Raw genomic sequence first — 17,052 nt, forward strand, 5'->3', positions numbered from 1 at the left:
CTTAGCGCTTAAGTTACGAAAGTTCGCCCACTACGATTCCGGTCGTTATTAGCTTCTGCTTACAACGGCAACTGGTTTTACTTTTTTCGCAGGTAAATTTTTCCCGTCTTTAAAATAATTACCGAATAGCGTAAACAACGTAAGTCCGGTACCGATCACAAACAGACAGGCTGCCGAAATTTTCTGCAGGTACATCACTTTGCGCAGGGTAAGCCTTCTGCGGATATTATCCGCGAGTAATACTTTCAGTACATCCACGCCCAATACCAGCACGAGGCAGGTGCCGAAGAAAGTGGTTCTGTAAAGAGCGCTCTGTAAATTGCTGAGGTGGATGGTAGCGTTGGTGACCAGTGTTACGGATGCGATCCAGTTAATGATCACCCCGGGGTTGGCCGTGTTGATAAGGAAGCCACTGGCAAAGATGCGGAAGTAGTGGCCCTTTGAAATAATGGTTTTGGTGGAAGATGGTCTCACCGGCTTGTATTTGCGGACAAGCCCGATGAGACCGATAACCAACAGTACAATGCCTCCTATGAGGGCAACCTGCTTTTCATATTTATAAATAAAATCGAGCCAGGGAGCAGCAAGGTTTGCAATCGTGACATACATGATGTCAGAGATCGATACACCCAGCACGAACGCCAGTCCTGTCTTGTAGCTATGGTTCAGACTGTATTTGATGATGGCGAACAAAGTAGGCCCTACCGAGATCGCCATAAACAACCCCAGCAGTAAACCACCTAATATTGCGCTCATCAAAGACATTTCCATTGCTTATCGTTATTACCTGACCCTGTGGGTAAAGATAACGATTAAAGCGTCACTGGTTTTACATCTTCAGCAATCACAAGTCTTCCTGCAGTTTTTGCTTTTATTTCATCGATCGTCACATCGGGAGCATGCTCTACGCAACGGAATCCTTCCGGCGTGATCTCAAATACACCCAGGTCGGTAACAACCTTTGTCACACAGCGGATACCCGTGAGCGGCAGAGAACATTTGCTCAGCAATTTGCTTTCTCCTTTCGGATTGGTATGCTGCATCGCCACGATGATATTTTTTGCAGCAGCAACAAGATCCATGGCGCCTCCCATTCCTTTTACCATTTTATTGGGAATTTTCCAGTTGGCGATATCACCGTTGTCAGCCACTTCCATCGCGCCGAGCACGGTCAGGTGCACCTTGCCCGCGCGGATCATCCCGAAGCTCATGGCGCTGTCGAAGATAGCGGAGCCGGGCAGTGTGGTAATGGTTTGTTTGCCCGCATTGATAAGGTCAGCGTCTTCTTTTCCTTCTTCGGGAAAAGGACCCATGCCCAACAGGCCGTTCTCACTTTGCAGAACAACGTTAATGCCCTGCGGTATAAAATTGGCAACCAGCGTTGGGATACCGATCCCCAGGTTAACGTAATAACCGTCTTTCAGTTCTTTGGAAATTCTTTGTGCTATTTGTTCTTTGGTCAGACCCATGATACAATTTTTTTGAAGGTACAGGATGGTAATGCTATGATTAAGACTGAACCTTCCGTACGGTTCTTTGTTCAATTCTTTTTTCGTAATTGTCGCCCTGGAATATGCGGTGCACGTAAATACCGGGTGTATGGATCATGTTCGGATCGAGCTCGCCCGGTTGCACCAGTTCCTCCACCTCGGCAATGGTCACTTTCCCGGCCATGGCCATCAGCGGATTAAAATTGCGTGCGGTGTCTTTAAAGACCAGGTTGCCCATGGTATCTCCTTTCCATGCTTTTACAATGGCGAAATCTGCGTCAAAAGCTTCTTCGATCAGGTATTCTTTGCCATTACGGGTTACCACATCTTTGCCTTCGGCTACTTCAGTTCCTACTCCTGCCAATACCGGTACAAAAGGTATGCCATATCCGGCGATCAGACAGCGGGTAGCCAGTGTTCCCTGCGGAATCAGCTCCACTTCCAGTTCTCCACTCAGCAGCTGACGTTCAAATTCTGCATTTTCTCCCACGTAGGAAGCGATCATCTTCTTCAGTTGCTTCTTGTGCAGCATGAGTCCGATCCCGAAATCATCCACACCCGCATTGTTAGAGATACAGGTCAGATCTTTCACCCCTTTGTCTACAAGCGCAGTGATACATTTTTCGGGAATACCGCAAAGGCCGAATCCGCCGAACATGATCGTTGCGCCGTCCTGGATGTCGCTTACCGCGGCTGCGGCGCCTGCTACGACTTTATTAATGCTCATGATTTGTTATGCTGGTTTAAAAAAGTAAATGTGTTGAGTTATATGGCCACCGGCGCTTTAATGTGCGGATGAGCCTGATAATTTTCAATGCTGATGTCCTCGAAAGTAAATTCGAAAAGGTCTGTTACTTCCGGATTAAGTTTTAATGTCGGTAATGGATACGGTTCACGGGTGAGTTGTAGTCTGGCCTGTTCGAGGTGATTGCTGTACAGGTGGGCATCTCCGAAAGTATGGATAAAGTCCCCCGGCTGCAGCCCGCATACCTGGGCCATCATCATTGTGAGCAGCGCATAGGAGGCTATATTAAAAGGCACGCCGAGGAATGTATCCGCACTTCGCTGGTACAACTGGCAGCTCAGTTTGCCGTCGGCCACATAAAACTGGAACAATGCATGGCAGGGACTTAGCGCCATTTGCGGCAGGTCTGCGACATTCCAGGCATTCACGATCATGCGGCGGCTGTCCGGATTGGTTTTTAATTGATGCAGTACATCCCTGATCTGGTCATAAGTTTTACCGTCTGCTCCTGTCCAGCTACGCCACTGGTGCCCGTATACCGGTCCGAGATTGCCCGCTTCATCCGCCCATTCGTCCCAGATAGATACACCGTGATCTTTAAGGTATTTGATATTGGTATCTCCCTTCAAAAACCAGAGCAGTTCATAAATAATGGAACGGAGGTGCAGTTTTTTTGTGGTTACGAGCGGAAATCCTTTCGCCAGATCGAAACGCATCTGATATCCGAATACACTGATTGTACCCGTTCCGGTGCGGTCTTTTTTCTCCACGCCGGTATCTAAAATATGCTGTAGCAATTTCTGGTACTGTTCCATAGTCGGCGAAATTAAGCAAGTTTATATTATTGCTGACGATGTTGTAAATTGCGGGAATTTTAAGAACCAATCATACAGTATGGGTCAGACTCTTTCTATTGTAATACCTGCTTATAACGAAGGCGCAACAATACATCGCATTTTAAATAAGGTGAAAGCAGTGCGCCTCATCGGCGATATAGAGAAGGAGGTGATCATTGTGAACGACTGTTCCCGTGATAACACTGAAGAGGCGGTGAAAGCCTATCAGGCGGCCAATCCGGATTTGCCCATCTCGTATTACAAACATGAGGTGAATCAGGGTAAAGGTGCCGCGTTGCATACGGGTATACGTAACGCAAAGGGAGAACTGGTAGTGATACAGGATGCAGACCTTGAATATGATCCGGAAGAATATAATCTGCTGCTGAAACCAATCCTTGATGGGTTTGCCGATGTGGTATACGGCTCCCGCTTTATGGGGGGAAATCCGCACCGGATCCTGTTTTTCTGGCATTCTATAGGCAACCGTTGGCTCACAATGCTCAGCAATATGCTTACCAATCTGAACCTTTCGGATATGGAAACCTGCTACAAACTTTGCCGCAGGGAAGTAATCCAAAGCCTTGATCTGAAGGAGAAACGTTTTGGTTTTGAGCCGGAAGTAACCGCCAAATTGAGCCGTATCCCTAAGATCCGCATTTACGAAGTGGGTATTTCCTACTATGGCCGTACGTACGAAGAAGGCAAGAAAATAGGATGGAGAGACGGATTCCGCGCCATCTGGTGTATTATGAAATACAATATCTGGAGTAAATAATCGATAAGATATGCCAGTTATTCTGCCTGTGGAAGGCGTTCACCCTCAGATCCCGTCATCCTGTTTTGTCGCGCCGAATGCAACGATCGTCGGCGACGTACAGATGGGTGAAGATTGCAGCATCTGGTTCAATGCCGTAGTAAGGGGAGATGTGAATAAGATCCGCATGGGTAATAAAGTAAATATTCAGGACGGAGCCTGTATCCACTGTACCTATCAGAAAACCGAAACCGTTCTGGGCAATAATGTTTCCGTAGGGCATAATGCAATTGTTCATGGATGTACGGTCGAAGACAACGTGCTCATTGGCATGGGAGCGATCGTTATGGATAATGCGCACATCGGTACAGGCAGTATCATCGCTGCCGGCGCAGTGGTGCTCGAGGGCACACAGGTACCTCCCGGAAGTATTTTTGCAGGTGTGCCTGCAAAAAAGGTGAAGGATGTCAGTCCTGAATTACTGAAAGGAGAAGTGGAGCGCATTGCCAACAATTACCTTAAATACAGTTCCTGGTTTAAATAATTCATTAGGATGTACTCTGTATTGGTGCGGCGCCTGGTCAGAATGCTGACTGTTTTAGTTATTGCCTGCGCAATCGGTTTTGCTGCTCCGGCTCAGACCAACGCTCCTCCGTACAGGATCCATTCCACACTTCCTGCTTTTTCGATACGCCTCATAGACGGGGGGTATTTCAATACCGTACGTATCCGCAAAGGAAGTCCGAGCGTATTGATGCTTGTAAGTCCCGATTGCCATCATTGCTCGGCGCTCGTGCGCGAGCTGAAGGACAGCCTTGCTGCCATCAGCAACGTGAACTTTGTGCTGGCTTCACCGCCGATGCCCTTTGAAGAAATCCAGAAATTTGCGGTGGTAAACGGAATAGCGCGCCAGGGGCAGTTGAAAATAGGGCAGGATACGGCGTTCTTTTTCGGCAGTTTCTTTCATGCAGGTACGGTGCCTTTCGTGGTTGTGTACGACCGGCAGAAAAAATGGTTCAGCACCTTATCGGCGATGAACCATATCTCAGAATTACTTGCAGAGTTGCGGAAGGTGCCGTAACGACCACTACGCCAGTTTACGGCGCTTCAGTTCCTTGTTAATCAAAGTCAGCTCTCTTCCTGTTTGCCCTGCTACGGAAGTGTTTTCCTGCGCGCGGCGCATCAGGTAAGGCATTACATCCCTTACCGGCCCGTAGGGCAGATATTTGGCAACTTTATAGCCTGAATCCGCCAGGTTAAATGAAATATTGTCGCTCATTCCGTACAGTTGCGAAAAGTAAACGTGGGCATGAGTGGAGGGAATGCCGCGCTCCTGCATTTCTTTTGCCGCCTGCAGGCAGGAATACTCATTATGGGTACCGATAAACAGTTCAAGATCGTTCAGGTGTTCGATGCAGAAAAGAACAGCTTCGTTATAATCATGGTCCGTAGCTGCTTTATCTACCTGTACAGGAGACGGATAATTCATTTCAGAAGCCCTGAGCCGTTCCTTCTCCATGTATGCGCCGCGTACCAGTTTGGCGCCAAGCAGGTATCCCTTTTGCCGGGCCTGTTGCAGCGACGCTTTCAGGAAAGGCAGACGGCTGTGCAGGTACAGTTGGAATGTATTGTAAACCACCGCTGTCTTTTTGTTATAGCGTTCCATCATCTGATCAGTCATCTGATCAATCGGTTTCTGGATCCAGCTTTCTTCTGCATCCACCAGCACTTTGATATTCTTTTCGGCTGCGCGGGCACAAATCCTGTCAATACGTGTGAATACACGGTTCCATTCTTCCTGTTCCTGTTGAGTCAGTTGTTCGCCCGCGTCTAATTTTTCCAGCAGGGCGAAGCGGGAGAATCCGGTTACCTTTATGCTGATGAAAGGAATATTCTTTTGTCCTGCGGCAAAATCTATTGCCTTCAGAAATTCAGGCACGGCTTTATCAAATTCGCTTTCTCCTTCCTTTCCTTCCACCCCGTAATCCAGGATCACACCCACGTTGTATTTGGACAGCGTATCGGCCGTAGCTGCTGCCTCCTCCATCGTTTCGCCGCCGCAGAACTGTTTGAAAATGGTTCTTTTTATCAGGCCGTTTACCGGCAGATGCAGCGCCATCGCCCATTTTGTTGCGGTCATGCCCAATCCTGTAAGGATAGGGGAACCCATTGAGGAAAATAAGAAACGAGCTTGTTTGAGTTCTGCGTTGCTGCGGTAGCGGAACGCGATTTCGGTGTTTTCGAACTGAGGAAGCATATGATTTTGAAATGCGCTGCAAATATAACCCTGTGAATCAGTTTCCGGGCAATAAAAACACGATTCTGAAGACGGTACGGGATACAAAATTTTTTTTGTCTTGTATCCGAGGAATATTATCTTTACATCAAACTTTTAAAACTTAGAATGATGAAAAAATTACTTCTGGTGGGTGCTTTGGCTGCAGTTTCTGCGGTTGGTGCCCAAGCTCAAAGCTTGGTGAAGGCCGGGCTTAAGCCTCATGTAAATGCAGGGTTGGTTAGTGAGAAAGCTGCTGTAGCCCCTACATCCGGTAAAAGCACTGCAAAAACAACTCTTGGCGGCTCCCGCGAGTACAGCCACTTCGATTACAACCTCTCTGTAAGCTCTTTTGAATCTGACAGTATCTGGGCTTGCCGTATCTGGTTTGACTCTACAGTTCAGCAAACATATGGCACCGGACTGGGCAATGTAAACTATAACTCTGTTGCGCAGGTGTTGTACCCAATGGACGGTATCTTCAACGATGCAACAAACCCTAACTTTAAAGATCAGATCGGAATTACTTCAACTAATGCTTATACAGTTGATTCGGTTCGTATCAGTGGTTTGTATGTAACCGGTATTACGCGTCCAACCTCTGTTGTTGATACGCTGATTATCTCTGTAGCTTATCAGACTGCATATTCTCATTACAGATTTGATGCCGCTTACCTGGCTGGTTTCGGAATCGATGTAACTCCTTACCTGACAACTGCTGACCTGGATACTTTCCATATCGCTCAGCCAATCAATAAAGACAGCGTTAACCGCGCAGCTTACAGCTTCACTACAGGTTCCGGTACTCCTGCCCGCGTTCTCTGGAAAGAGCCGCTGACTTCTGCTATGCGTAGTCCGATCGCAACTGCTGACATCCAAACATTCACATTTGCCGTTCCCGGTAAATTAAGCGTTCCGGCTGGTAGCGGTGTTGTTTTGACTTACACCTTCAAATCCGGCGATACCTGGGTTCCTAACACTTCCCATATCGATACTTTCCACCGCTTTATGGCTATCTTCGGCGGTTCCCGCAAAATCATGCCTTATGCAGGAAAATGGAACGCTACGCTGACTGATCGCAGCCACTCTGCGCTGATGTTCTCCAGCGATACCACTTACTATTGGGGTAGCGCGTTCATCGAAGCGATGAACAGTGTAAGCTTCTTCTACGAGTACCTGGCTGCTTCTGCTGTTGTAAGCTGTGCTGATTGTAAACTGGTTAAAGATCTGGGATCAAACATCAAAGAACAATCTATCGTTACTGAAGCTAAAGCATTCCCGGTTCCTGCTAACAATAGCCTGACTGTTCCTTTCACTGTTGCTGAAAAAGCAAATGTATCTGTAAACATCAGCAACATGCTGGGTCAGGTAGTTGCTACGCAAAATGCCGGAACTTTCAACGCTGGTCAGAAAGGTAATGTAACTTTCAATACTTCAGCCCTGGCTAACGGTGTATATATGTACACTGTAGAAGCTAACGGTCAGAAAGTATCTGAGCGTTTCTCTGTAGCTCACTAATTATTTCCTGAGTTATTTATAAAAAAATGCGTCCCTGATGGGACGCATTTTTTTATTTAGCCTGAGTCTTCGAGTAAGACAAAATAAAAAAGCTTCCTTCAAGGAAGCTTTTTGTCGGTGCGGGTGGAGGGACTCGAACCCCCAAGCCTCGCGGCACTAGATCCTAAGTCTAGCGTGTCTGCCAATTTCACCACACCCGCAGAACCAAGGGCTGCAAATGTAGGGGAAATGCACATTATTTTCACAAAAAAATTGCGCATAATGAAAAATATCTGTCAGCGAAACAATTAAATTTGACTTACTAATAATTATCCGTTTATGAACAAACAGGCATCCAAAGGAAACTTACTTGTAGTGGAAGACGAAGAAAATATCAGTGAGATGCTTCAGCTGAATCTGGAGTTGGAAGGATACGAAGTAAGTGTTGCCAAAACCGGATCGCAGGCAATAAAAATGGTACGTTCGGAATACTTCGACCTGATCATACTGGATATCATGCTACCCGAAATGGACGGCATTACGGTATGTGAAACAATACGCACCCAGAATATGGAAGTTCCTATTTTATTTCTTTCTGCACGGGACTCTGCTGCAGACCGTATTGAAGGGTTAAAAAAAGGCGGAGACGACTACCTCACAAAACCGTTTAACCTTGAGGAGCTATTGCTGCGTGTATCTAAGTTAGTTACAAAAAACAACCGCCTGCGGCAAACAACCTCCGTGCCGGACATATATGAATTTGCAGGCGGACGCATTGATTTCGCTGCGCACGAATGTTTCGATCGCAACGGTGCCAGGCATGAATTGAGCAAAAAGGAAAGTGCATTGCTTAAATTACTGATAGAACGCGATGGGGAGACTGTTTCGAGAGAACACATCCTCCAGGTGGTATGGGGCTATAATGTTTATCCGACTACACGCACAATTGATAATTTTATCCTTGGTTTCCGCAAATATTTCGAGAAAGACAGCCGTAGTCCGGTCTTCTTCCATTCAATCAGAGGCGTTGGTTATAAATTTACTTCGAAAGAAAAAAAATAGGTTTAAGTCTTTTTTCGTTCGATTATTTTTTCTACCTTACCGCTCTATTTAACATTAAATAAGCATAAAATGCCCAAAAAGTCTTTGTACCTGGTTGCGATCATATCTACTTTTTCTTTTCTGGCTTGTAATAAGGATGATAAGAATTTCGTAAATGCTATCGTAGTGGATAGTGGCGACCTGTCAAGTAAGGGTTGTGGTTATTTATTGCAATTTGAAGACGGAACTATTGAAAAGCCTTATCAGTTGTACAGCGCGTATCAGAATAACGGTATGCATGTAAAAGTGAAATATCATTATTCCGATGTTGCAGATACATGCGGTTCATCTGCCCCTTTTAGCTACTATCAGCTGATAATCATTGATGAGATCAAGCTTGGTGATCAGCCACAGCCATAACGTACTTTTTTTCATTTATTTTCAGGCACATAAGATTTCTTATGTGCTTTTTTATTTTAAATTCTTAAATTTACGGTAAAGGAAAATTATATTCCCCTGCTATGAAAAGGTTCTTACAGTTGGCGGCCATGCTTATCGCTTCGTCGTCTGTGCTCGCACAGAATGCCCGCCTTGAATTTGTCCGTAACAAGGGCCAATGGGATGGCAATTTTGCATATAAATGTTCCGGTCCCAACGCCGAAATATTTGTTCAGGAAAACGCAATTACCTATCAGGTGGCTGAACAAGGTGCCTGGGATAAAATAGACGCTTATAAACACGGTCAGCTGACCAACGCACCCCGGATCAAATACCATGTTTACCGTACAGTTTTTGAGGGAGCAAAGCAACCTGTATTCGAGGAAGGAAAAATTCAGAAGCATTACTATAATTACTTTCTGGGTAACGATTCTTCCAAATGGGCCTCTGGAATTCACCCGGCCCTGAGCCTGGATTTTAAGGGTATTTATAACGGCGTCGATCTACACCTCAGTTCGGAGAACAGCACGCTTAAATACGATTTTATTGTAGCACCCAATGCCGACGCGACACAAATACGCCTGCGTTTTGACGGAACAGAAAAAGTGCACATTGATCAGAAGGGCAACCTGGTGATTTCCACATCCGTCGGAGATGCCACAGAGGAAAAGCCTTTTGTGTACCAATACGTAAATGAAGAGCGCGTTGTGGTTCCCTGCCGCTATAAATTGGAGGCAAACAATACTGTTTCATTCGTTTTTCCTAAAGGCTATAATCATGAAGCGCCGCTGCTCATCGATCCCAAGGTGATTTTCGCAACATTCACCGGCTCTACGGCAGACAACTGGGGCTTCACTGCCACTTACGACCGCAACGGGAATATGTATGCGGGCGGCAGTGTGAGCGCAGTAGGCGGTACAAGTTTTCCCGTAACAACCGGCGCATTTCAGACCACCTGGGGTGGGGGTACTTCCTCTACCGGTAATCTGTTTCCGGCAGACATGGCGATCATGAAGATCAATACCGATGGCACCACTAAAATTTATGCGACTTATATAGGAGGCTCCGATAACGATCAGCCACATAGTATGATTGTCGATGAGTCTGATAATCTCATTATTGCCGGCCGTACTTATTCCGCCAACTACCCGGTATCGGCAACGGCATATGACCGCACCTGGAACGGAGGGGCAGATCTGGTGGTCACTGTACTCAATAGTGCGGGTACAGGTATCAACGGTTCAACGTATATCGGTGGTTCAGGAGACGATTGTGTGAATATCGATGCACAGGAATTCACCGGCGGAAGTCTGAAGCACAATTACGGTGATGATGCAAGAAGCGAAGTGATTATTGATAGGAACAGTAATATATACGTTGCTTCCTGTACCAACTCTTCCAATTTCCCTACGCAAAGTCCGATTCTGGGCTCTATCCAGGGGCAGCAGGACGCTGTGCTCGTCAAACTAAACAGCAACGTAAGTAGTCTGCTGTTCAGTACCTATCTGGGCGGATCGGACGATGATGCGGGTTATGTACTTGCATTGAACAAAGCACAGACTTCTGTTTTTATTGCGGGAGGAACAAACAGTTCTGACTTCCCGACAACTGCTGCTGCCTATCAGCCCGCTTATGCGGGTGCTACAGATGGGTTTATACTGAAAATCTCCAACAGTGCGCCGTACACCCTGCAGGCCGGTAGTTTCCTTGGGAAAGGCAGCTATGATCAGATCTACGGAGTTGCGGTCGATGATAAGGATTTTGTATATGTTATGGGACAAACCCTGGGCGGCACCTTCCCTGTGTCTTCAGGAGTATATTCTAATCCTAACTCCAGTCAGTTTGTGATGAAAATGATGAACAACCTCTCCGGTTACGTTTTCTCCACAGTGTTCGGATCAGGTAATTCTTCAGCCACTAATATCTCTCCGGTAGCGTTCCTTGTCGATACCTGTGAAAATATATACATATCCGGTTGGGGCGGTACACTCGGCGGTAGTGCTTTTCCTAATACGGGCACTACAAACGGTATGCCGATTACTTCTTCCGCATTTCAAACCTCGACGGACGGTTTCGACTTTTACTTTATCGTGTTGAACAAAGATGCATCTTCGCTTGTTTACGGCTCTTACTACGGACGCTCAAGTACCAATCCGATGTTGGGAGAGCACGTGGACGGGGGTACGAGCCGTTTCGATAAAAGCGGTATCATCTATCAGGCCATATGCGGCGGATGTGGTGGCCCTTCCACCCCGGCACTGCCCACTACGCCCGGCACCATCAGTCCTAAAAACGGTTCCGGCAACTGTAACCTGGCAGCATTGAAAATTACATTTGAGCTTGCCCCGCCGGTTGTCGACGGTTCCGCCGATAATGTATCCGGTTGCGCACCGCTTACCGTAAATTTTAAGAACAATTCCACCAATGGTAAAGTATTTTCCTGGAGTTTCGGCGACGGGTCTCCGGATGTAACGACCGCCGATAGTAAACATACCTTCACAAAACCCGGCGTGTACAAAGTGCGCTTCATCGCGACAAATCCCGATGCCTGCTTCGATCAGACAGACACCATGTATTTTACCGTTACAGTAGATACGAACAGTGTGGCGGCCGACTTCAGTTACTTCATGATCGACACCTGTAATGCTCCTTACCGTGTGAAGTTTACAAATACCTCATCATTCGGACGCAGTGGTACCGCAACGTTTACCTGGCGCTTCGGGGACGGTTCTACTTATACCGGCGCAAACCCACCCGTTCACGAATATGCTGCCAAGGGTACTTACACCGTAACGCTGATTATGCGCGACGATCTCTCCTGTAACGCTGTGGATTCGATCAGTAAAACAATAACGATTCAGAACCTGTTCATTAAAGCTGCAGCAACGATACCACCCTCACTTTGTACGAAAGGGTCGTCTGCGACGTTTGTTTTCTCCACTGTTGCAAGCGATGGCACTACCTATTACTGGGATTTCGGCGATGGCTCTTTTTCCACCGCAAGCAATCCTTCCCATTCCTATAGCGTTGGTACGTATAAGGTGCGCCTGATTGTGAAGAATGATAAAGCATGTAATAGTATCGATTCCGTAAGTGGAATTATTGTGATTTCACCGGGTCCGCTGGCAGACTTCGATTTTGAGCCGCGTATACCGGTGGAAAACGACTCGATACGTTATAAAAACCTTTCTAAAAATGCCACCGGCTATACCTGGTATTTCGGAGATGGTATGCAAAGTACCCTGGAAAGCCCGGCACACTTATTCTTGAAATCCGGCACCTATAAAACCTGCCTGGTTGCGTCTATTTCCGGCAGCTGTCCGGACACGGTGTGTAAAAATGTGGAAGCGCTGATCGTGCCGCGCCTGGACGTGCCTACGGCATTTACGCCGAACAATGATGGCGTGAATGACGTCATTTATGTACGCGGTGCCGCAATACAGCATATGGATTTCTATATCTACAATCGCTGGGGTCAACAGGTTTTCCATTCTGCGAATATGGAAGTAGGCTGGGATGGTAATTACAACGGATCGCCGCAGCCGATGGAAGGATATGCTTATGTGGTGAATGCGACATTCATCAACGGTGAAACGGAAACAAAACGAGGGAACATCACGTTACTACGGTAAGCCGCCGGCACTGCATTTAAATAAAATAACCCGTTCGATCAGACTCGAACGGGTTATTTCATTGTATAAGATCCGGAAATGCTATTCGCTCCAGCTCATCATGTAATGGTCGTCTTCTATGCCTTTGGCATAATCTGTCATCATTAACGGATGGAAGGTATCCACCATCACTGCAAGTTCCGGCGTTTCCGTTTTCCCGATGCTTTTTTCAACTGCTCCGGGATGCGGCCCGTGCGGGATGCCCAGCGGATGCAGTGTGATCATACCGCGTTCCACATGTTTACGGCTCATAAATTCGCCGTCCACGTAATACAATACCTCGTCGCTGTCGATATTGCTGTGGTTGTAAGGAGCAGGAATAGCCTGTGGGTGATAATCGTATAAACGTGGTACGAACGAGCAGATAACAAAATTATGTGCGTCGAATGTCTGGTGCACGGGAGGTGGCTGGTGCACACGTCCTGTGATCGGTTCAAAATCGTGAATGCTGAATGCATAAGGATATTCACAGCCGTCCCAGCCTACCACGTCAAACGGGTGATTGCCGTACCAGATGGGGTATAATAGTCCTTTCTTTTTAACCTGGATGAGGAACTCGCCTTTTTCATCGATCGTTTCCAGGTTTTCCGGTTTACGGATATCCCGCTCGCAGAACGGAGCATGCTCCAAAAGCTGGCCGTAACGGCTCAGGTAACGCTTGGGAAATGTTACCGGGCTGAACGAATCGACAATGAACAGACGGTTGTCTGCTGTATCGAAATGAATCTGGTAAATAGTACCGCGCGGGATGACAAGATAATCACCGTAGGCAAACCTGATTTGTCCATACTGGGTTTTGAGTACACCTGTTCCTTCATGAACGAAGATCACTTCGTCCGAGTCGGCATTTTTATAAAACTTATTACCGGTGAGTCCTTTCGTGGGAGCGGCCAGGGAAATATGCACATCATTATTGAACAATACTACCTTTTTGCTTTTCAGAAAATCATCTTCCGGTTTGATCTTAAAACCCTGAAAGCTTCTGTGCTTGAGAATATTATCGGTAGACGCTTTAGGGGAGATGTCCACAGGTTCTTCCGAACGGATAATAACGGTTGGCGGATGAATATGGTAAAGCAATGAATAATTCGAAGAAAAACCTTCTGTACTGAACAGTTGCTCAGAGTAAAGCCCTCCGTCCGGCTTGCGGAACTGGGTGTGGCGTTTGCGCGGAATCTGGCCTAGGGAATGATAATGTGCCATAATTGTCTCTTTAATAATTGATCTCTTCAAAGGTAAATACAAAAGCCCCTTTGAAACGCGGTCAAAAGGGCTTTTATGATAAATATCAGCAAATTCCGGCTTACCAGTCTGCTACTCTTTTAGGTTTTGCAAGTTCTATCTGTTCCCTGCAAAAGGCTTCGAATGCTACAGTGTTTTCTATCCCATGTTTGCTGATTGTCCATTGATATAAGACATTATGCGCACAGTCTATCGTGAGGTTTCCGTGACGCAGCAATACATGCTCCACCTCAGTCCATTCGAGTGTGCTGCGTCGGGCTGACGCCGGTAATGTAATGCGTTGCGTATCGAATACCGCCAGTAGGGGTCGCGTCATTTTTTGCTGGATGTACAGGGAGAACAGGTGAGCCAGCAGCATAACGAGAGAGATGCCGGCAGGTACCCACCATTGAGATATCAGGAAAATGATAGCGACCTTCAGATTCGCAACAATGCAGAAAATACGTACCCATTTAGCGATGCCGGGATTCTGCAGCCATTGTTTATTACGGAAAAACACCGCGAGCAACAGGGCGATCCCGTACACCAGAACGCCCGAACTCAATACGGCGACGGAGATAACAGGCGGATGAAAGACGGTCTTTATCCAATGCGTATTGCCAAGCAGTTGTGTGAAAGCGCCGATCCCGACCATTGCAAAGCCGTTAAGCAGGTATACAAAAGTAGAATGGCGCTGGGAACGCGTGTACGGATTTTTGATCTCTATCTGAAAGTTATTCATTGCTTGATGCGGTTTCTTGTCCGTGTAAACGCACTTCCATGTCTTTGAGTGCTTTGCCTTCCTGCACCTGCACTGCGCCCGCTTCGGCCAATGCCCGCAATCGCCATATCAGGAATGCATCTCCCGTAGGGATCGCATTATCTTTACCGATTGCGTTATGCACCACCTTCGTTGCCTTCTGGAAAGCAGGAGTACATTGATTGAGCAACAGGTGATCGTAGAAGTTCTCGGGATGCGCATGCATTTTTTTTCCGCCACCGGAAACGCGAATCCCTGAATTGGATTGCTGCAGTTGCTTCCATTCGTACAAGTCTACTTCCAGTTCCGAAGGGCTAACCGCACGGGCGAGCCTGGTTGCTTTTTGTATTTCCCGTACGGAGAGTTCGGATATGCTTTTAGGGAAAAACAGTTTTCCCTGCTCATTCAGGAAAGGCAATCCGGCGATATTGATGACAGAGAAGCGCATGCTGTGTTTGCTCATGTAAGGTAATATCCAGTAATAAGCACAGATGTCAGCCGGCAACGGTGCCATCCAGATGACCGCTTTGATGGTCTCATCATCAAACATTTGTTTGGAGATGTCCAGCAACCGCTCCATATCATCTACAGCAATCTCATTTTTTTCATCGTTAAGAATCGTGCGCCAGTATTGGCTCCGCATTTCGCTGAAGCTCTGCCCCTCGGCTTTCTGCAAAGGTCCCAGGCTCAATACGTCTTTCAGCACTACAACATGATGCCCGGTTTCCGGATCAAATGCTTCGAGCAGCGGTTTGGCTGCCATGTCTCCAACGACAAAATGATAGGTCATGTCTTTATTTTTTCTTCGGTTCAAAGTCTATACGATGCTCCCAACCTTCTTTTACCATAATGATTTCCGGGTAAGGTATTACCTGTTCCGGTTGTCTTTTGCTTTTTAATGAGCCGGTCGTCCATATTGCATCCTTGTTTGTATCCCGGATTATGTAAACCGAGTAGGAGCCGGGATCCAGAAGGTTCAGGCGGAAAACAGTTGTGTCCACAGGTTTCAGAAATACGGAATCATCACCTTTTTTCACACTGATCAGGTAGCCGGGTGACCGGTATTTTTCGGGTACACGTATTTCCAGTGTTCCGTAATCTTCGTCTTTTTTACTGTGGAATCTCCATTTCGAAGGCATGGCGTCTGTCAGGGAGCTGTCTTTTGCAAAACCCTTCAATAAACGCAGCGTGTATACACGGTCTTGCTGCCAGTTACTGATGATCTCCATTTTCTTTTTTGAAGAATCAAGTGTGTACTCGAACTGCTGTTCTAATTCTATGTCAGAGCTATCTGAGCTGAGCGCGATCCGATTGACAAAAATGCTGTCGGCTTTTCTTGAAAAATAAATCGTCAGCGGCCGGTTGATTTCAAAAGTGCGCTTATCCGTTTTGCCGGTGTCGGTCTGCACCCTGTATTCAAAAATCTTCGTATCCAGGGCCGGAGCTCCGGATCCGGCAGGTGTTTTGCTGATGCGTCCGCTTTGTAATTGCGCTTTATCCGCTTTCAGACGCGTACTATCCGGTTCTTCCCGGAATATCCTCAGTAAAACCGGTGCCGTATCTGTGGCAGGATGAACGGTTGCATCATAAAATCCGATCAGCTCCTCGTCTTTATCAAAGACCATACTGTTGTCTGTCTCCGACAATGCATAAATATGGAAACTTTTTGAAGGCAGACCGACCAGGCTGAAATCGCCTTTACTGTCGGTTACCGTGGTATAAAGTGGTTTCTGTTTCAACACGGATGTGAAAGAATCTGTGGCCGCATACAGCATGATCTTAGTACTGCCGCTGCTGTCTTTACGGCCCGTGGATGCAACCTCAACGCTCCCCTTGATCTGAAGCGAGTCGAACCAGGCTCCGGTACTGAAAATGAAATTTTTAGCGGGGTAAATATTTGATTCATGCATATCCCGGATACTTTTTCCCGGGTTCACAGTGTATGTCGTATTGTTTTCAAGCAGCGAATCCGGAATTTTTATTGTTACCGTTTTCCCGGAATAGCTCATGGAGGCATTGCTGCGTAGTGTAGGGGAAACCCGCAGTTCTTTTGCCGCCTCTGCAACAGTCACATATTCGTCGAAACGCATTGTGATCCTGGTAACGCGGGTATTGAGCAGCGAATCTGATGGCGAAACGGAAATAAGCTGCGGAGGGGTCTTGTCCATTTTCCCGCCGGTAGGAGGGATTATGTTAGCACATCCGGCAATCAAAACCCCAAGGGCCACGCAGATAAGTCCGTTTTTTACAGTCATGGATGCGCAAATTTAGGATTTGTTTTGTGTTTGCCGAACTGCTACTATCCGTAAGTTTGCAAAAAT

General features: G+C 46.9%; 16 protein-coding genes and 1 tRNA gene. 7 read left to right on the forward strand and 10 right to left on the reverse strand.

Annotation, left to right across the window (positions count from 1 at the left end):
* Positions 1 to 48: 48 nt before the first annotated feature.
* The 4 genes from ABD846_RS01995 to ABD846_RS02010 are packed head-to-tail and all read right to left on the reverse strand — an operon-like array spanning position 49 to position 3,050.
* On the reverse strand, positions 49 to 756 hold the full coding sequence (locus tag ABD846_RS01995) for a LysE family translocator (RefSeq protein ID WP_344822145.1): 708 nt from the start codon (positions 754 to 756) through the stop codon (positions 49 to 51).
* Between the two features lie 56 nt (positions 757 to 812).
* Positions 813 to 1,469: a CoA transferase subunit B gene (locus tag ABD846_RS02000; protein ID WP_344822147.1), complete on the reverse strand. Its 657-nt coding sequence runs from the start codon at positions 1,467 to 1,469 to the stop codon at positions 813 to 815.
* Between the two features lie 40 nt (positions 1,470 to 1,509).
* The gene (locus ABD846_RS02005; RefSeq protein WP_344822149.1) at positions 1,510 to 2,217 is read right to left on the reverse strand and encodes a CoA transferase subunit A; all 708 of its coding nucleotides are present in this window, start codon (positions 2,215 to 2,217) and stop codon (positions 1,510 to 1,512) included.
* Positions 2,218 to 2,255: 38 nt separating this feature from the next.
* The gene (locus ABD846_RS02010) at positions 2,256 to 3,050 is read right to left on the reverse strand and encodes a thymidylate synthase (protein ID WP_344822150.1); all 795 of its coding nucleotides are present in this window, start codon (positions 3,048 to 3,050) and stop codon (positions 2,256 to 2,258) included.
* A gap of 79 nt (positions 3,051 to 3,129) precedes the next feature.
* Here ABD846_RS02010 and ABD846_RS02015 point away from each other — a divergent pair, with 79 nt between their 5' ends.
* Genes ABD846_RS02015 through ABD846_RS02025 form a run of 3 tightly spaced genes read left to right on the forward strand, consistent with a single transcriptional unit; the run spans position 3,130 to position 4,909 of the window.
* Positions 3,130 to 3,849 (forward strand): glycosyltransferase family 2 protein, encoded by a 720-nt coding sequence (locus tag ABD846_RS02015; RefSeq protein WP_344822151.1) that lies wholly within the window; start codon positions 3,130 to 3,132, stop codon positions 3,847 to 3,849.
* A gap of 10 nt (positions 3,850 to 3,859) precedes the next feature.
* Complete coding sequence (locus tag ABD846_RS02020; protein ID WP_344822153.1) at positions 3,860 to 4,372, forward strand: gamma carbonic anhydrase family protein; 513 nt, start codon at positions 3,860 to 3,862, stop codon at positions 4,370 to 4,372.
* 9 nt (positions 4,373 to 4,381) lie between these two features.
* Positions 4,382 to 4,909 (forward strand): TlpA family protein disulfide reductase, encoded by a 528-nt coding sequence (locus ABD846_RS02025; protein WP_344822154.1) that lies wholly within the window; start codon positions 4,382 to 4,384, stop codon positions 4,907 to 4,909.
* A 6-nt stretch (positions 4,910 to 4,915) separates the two neighbouring features.
* Here ABD846_RS02025 and ABD846_RS02030 read toward each other — a convergent pair whose 3' ends face one another.
* Positions 4,916 to 6,085 carry a proline dehydrogenase family protein gene (locus tag ABD846_RS02030; RefSeq protein ID WP_344822156.1) on the reverse strand — a complete coding sequence of 390 codons (1,170 nt, stop codon included), beginning with the start codon at positions 6,083 to 6,085 and terminating at the stop codon, positions 4,916 to 4,918.
* 150 nt (positions 6,086 to 6,235) lie between these two features.
* Between ABD846_RS02030 and ABD846_RS02035 the strand changes: the two genes are divergently transcribed.
* Positions 6,236 to 7,621 carry a T9SS type A sorting domain-containing protein gene (locus ABD846_RS02035; protein ID WP_344822157.1) on the forward strand — a complete coding sequence of 462 codons (1,386 nt, stop codon included), beginning with the start codon at positions 6,236 to 6,238 and terminating at the stop codon, positions 7,619 to 7,621.
* Between the two features lie 118 nt (positions 7,622 to 7,739).
* Here ABD846_RS02035 and ABD846_RS02040 read toward each other — a convergent pair.
* Positions 7,740 to 7,821, reverse strand: a tRNA-Leu gene (locus ABD846_RS02040).
* A 118-nt stretch (positions 7,822 to 7,939) separates the two neighbouring features.
* Between ABD846_RS02040 and ABD846_RS02045 the strand changes: the two genes are divergently transcribed.
* The 3 genes from ABD846_RS02045 (at position 7,940) to ABD846_RS02055 (ending at position 12,711) form a co-directional block, all read left to right on the forward strand.
* Positions 7,940 to 8,662: a response regulator transcription factor gene (locus tag ABD846_RS02045; protein ID WP_344822158.1), complete on the forward strand. Its 723-nt coding sequence runs from the start codon at positions 7,940 to 7,942 to the stop codon at positions 8,660 to 8,662.
* A gap of 69 nt (positions 8,663 to 8,731) precedes the next feature.
* Entirely contained in the window at positions 8,732 to 9,061 is a 330-nt protein-coding gene (locus ABD846_RS02050; RefSeq protein WP_344822160.1) for a hypothetical protein, read from the forward strand.
* A 101-nt stretch (positions 9,062 to 9,162) separates the two neighbouring features.
* A complete protein-coding gene (locus ABD846_RS02055; protein WP_344822161.1) occupies positions 9,163 to 12,711 on the forward strand; it encodes a DUF7948 domain-containing protein in 3,549 nt (1,182 codons plus the stop codon).
* 81 nt (positions 12,712 to 12,792) lie between these two features.
* Here ABD846_RS02055 and ABD846_RS02060 read toward each other — a convergent pair whose 3' ends face one another.
* From ABD846_RS02060 to ABD846_RS02075, 4 genes are all read right to left on the reverse strand, one after another.
* Positions 12,793 to 13,953: a homogentisate 1,2-dioxygenase gene (locus ABD846_RS02060; RefSeq protein WP_344822162.1), complete on the reverse strand. Its 1,161-nt coding sequence runs from the start codon at positions 13,951 to 13,953 to the stop codon at positions 12,793 to 12,795.
* Between the two features lie 100 nt (positions 13,954 to 14,053).
* Positions 14,054 to 14,713 (reverse strand): hypothetical protein, encoded by a 660-nt coding sequence (locus ABD846_RS02065; protein WP_344822164.1) that lies wholly within the window; start codon positions 14,711 to 14,713, stop codon positions 14,054 to 14,056.
* Complete coding sequence (locus ABD846_RS02070) at positions 14,706 to 15,521, reverse strand: DUF3658 domain-containing protein (protein WP_344822166.1); 816 nt, start codon at positions 15,519 to 15,521, stop codon at positions 14,706 to 14,708. Before ABD846_RS02070 ends, ABD846_RS02065 begins: the two co-directional genes overlap by 8 nt.
* 4 nt (positions 15,522 to 15,525) lie before the next feature.
* Positions 15,526 to 16,986 carry an Ig-like domain-containing domain gene (locus tag ABD846_RS02075; RefSeq protein WP_344822167.1) on the reverse strand — a complete coding sequence of 487 codons (1,461 nt, stop codon included), beginning with the start codon at positions 16,984 to 16,986 and terminating at the stop codon, positions 15,526 to 15,528.
* Between the last annotated feature and the right edge of the window lie 66 nt (positions 16,987 to 17,052).

Origin of the sequence: Rurimicrobium arvi (assembly GCF_039540495.1) — a bacterium.
Taxonomy (GTDB): Bacteria; Bacteroidota; Bacteroidia; order Chitinophagales; family Chitinophagaceae; genus Rurimicrobium; species Rurimicrobium arvi.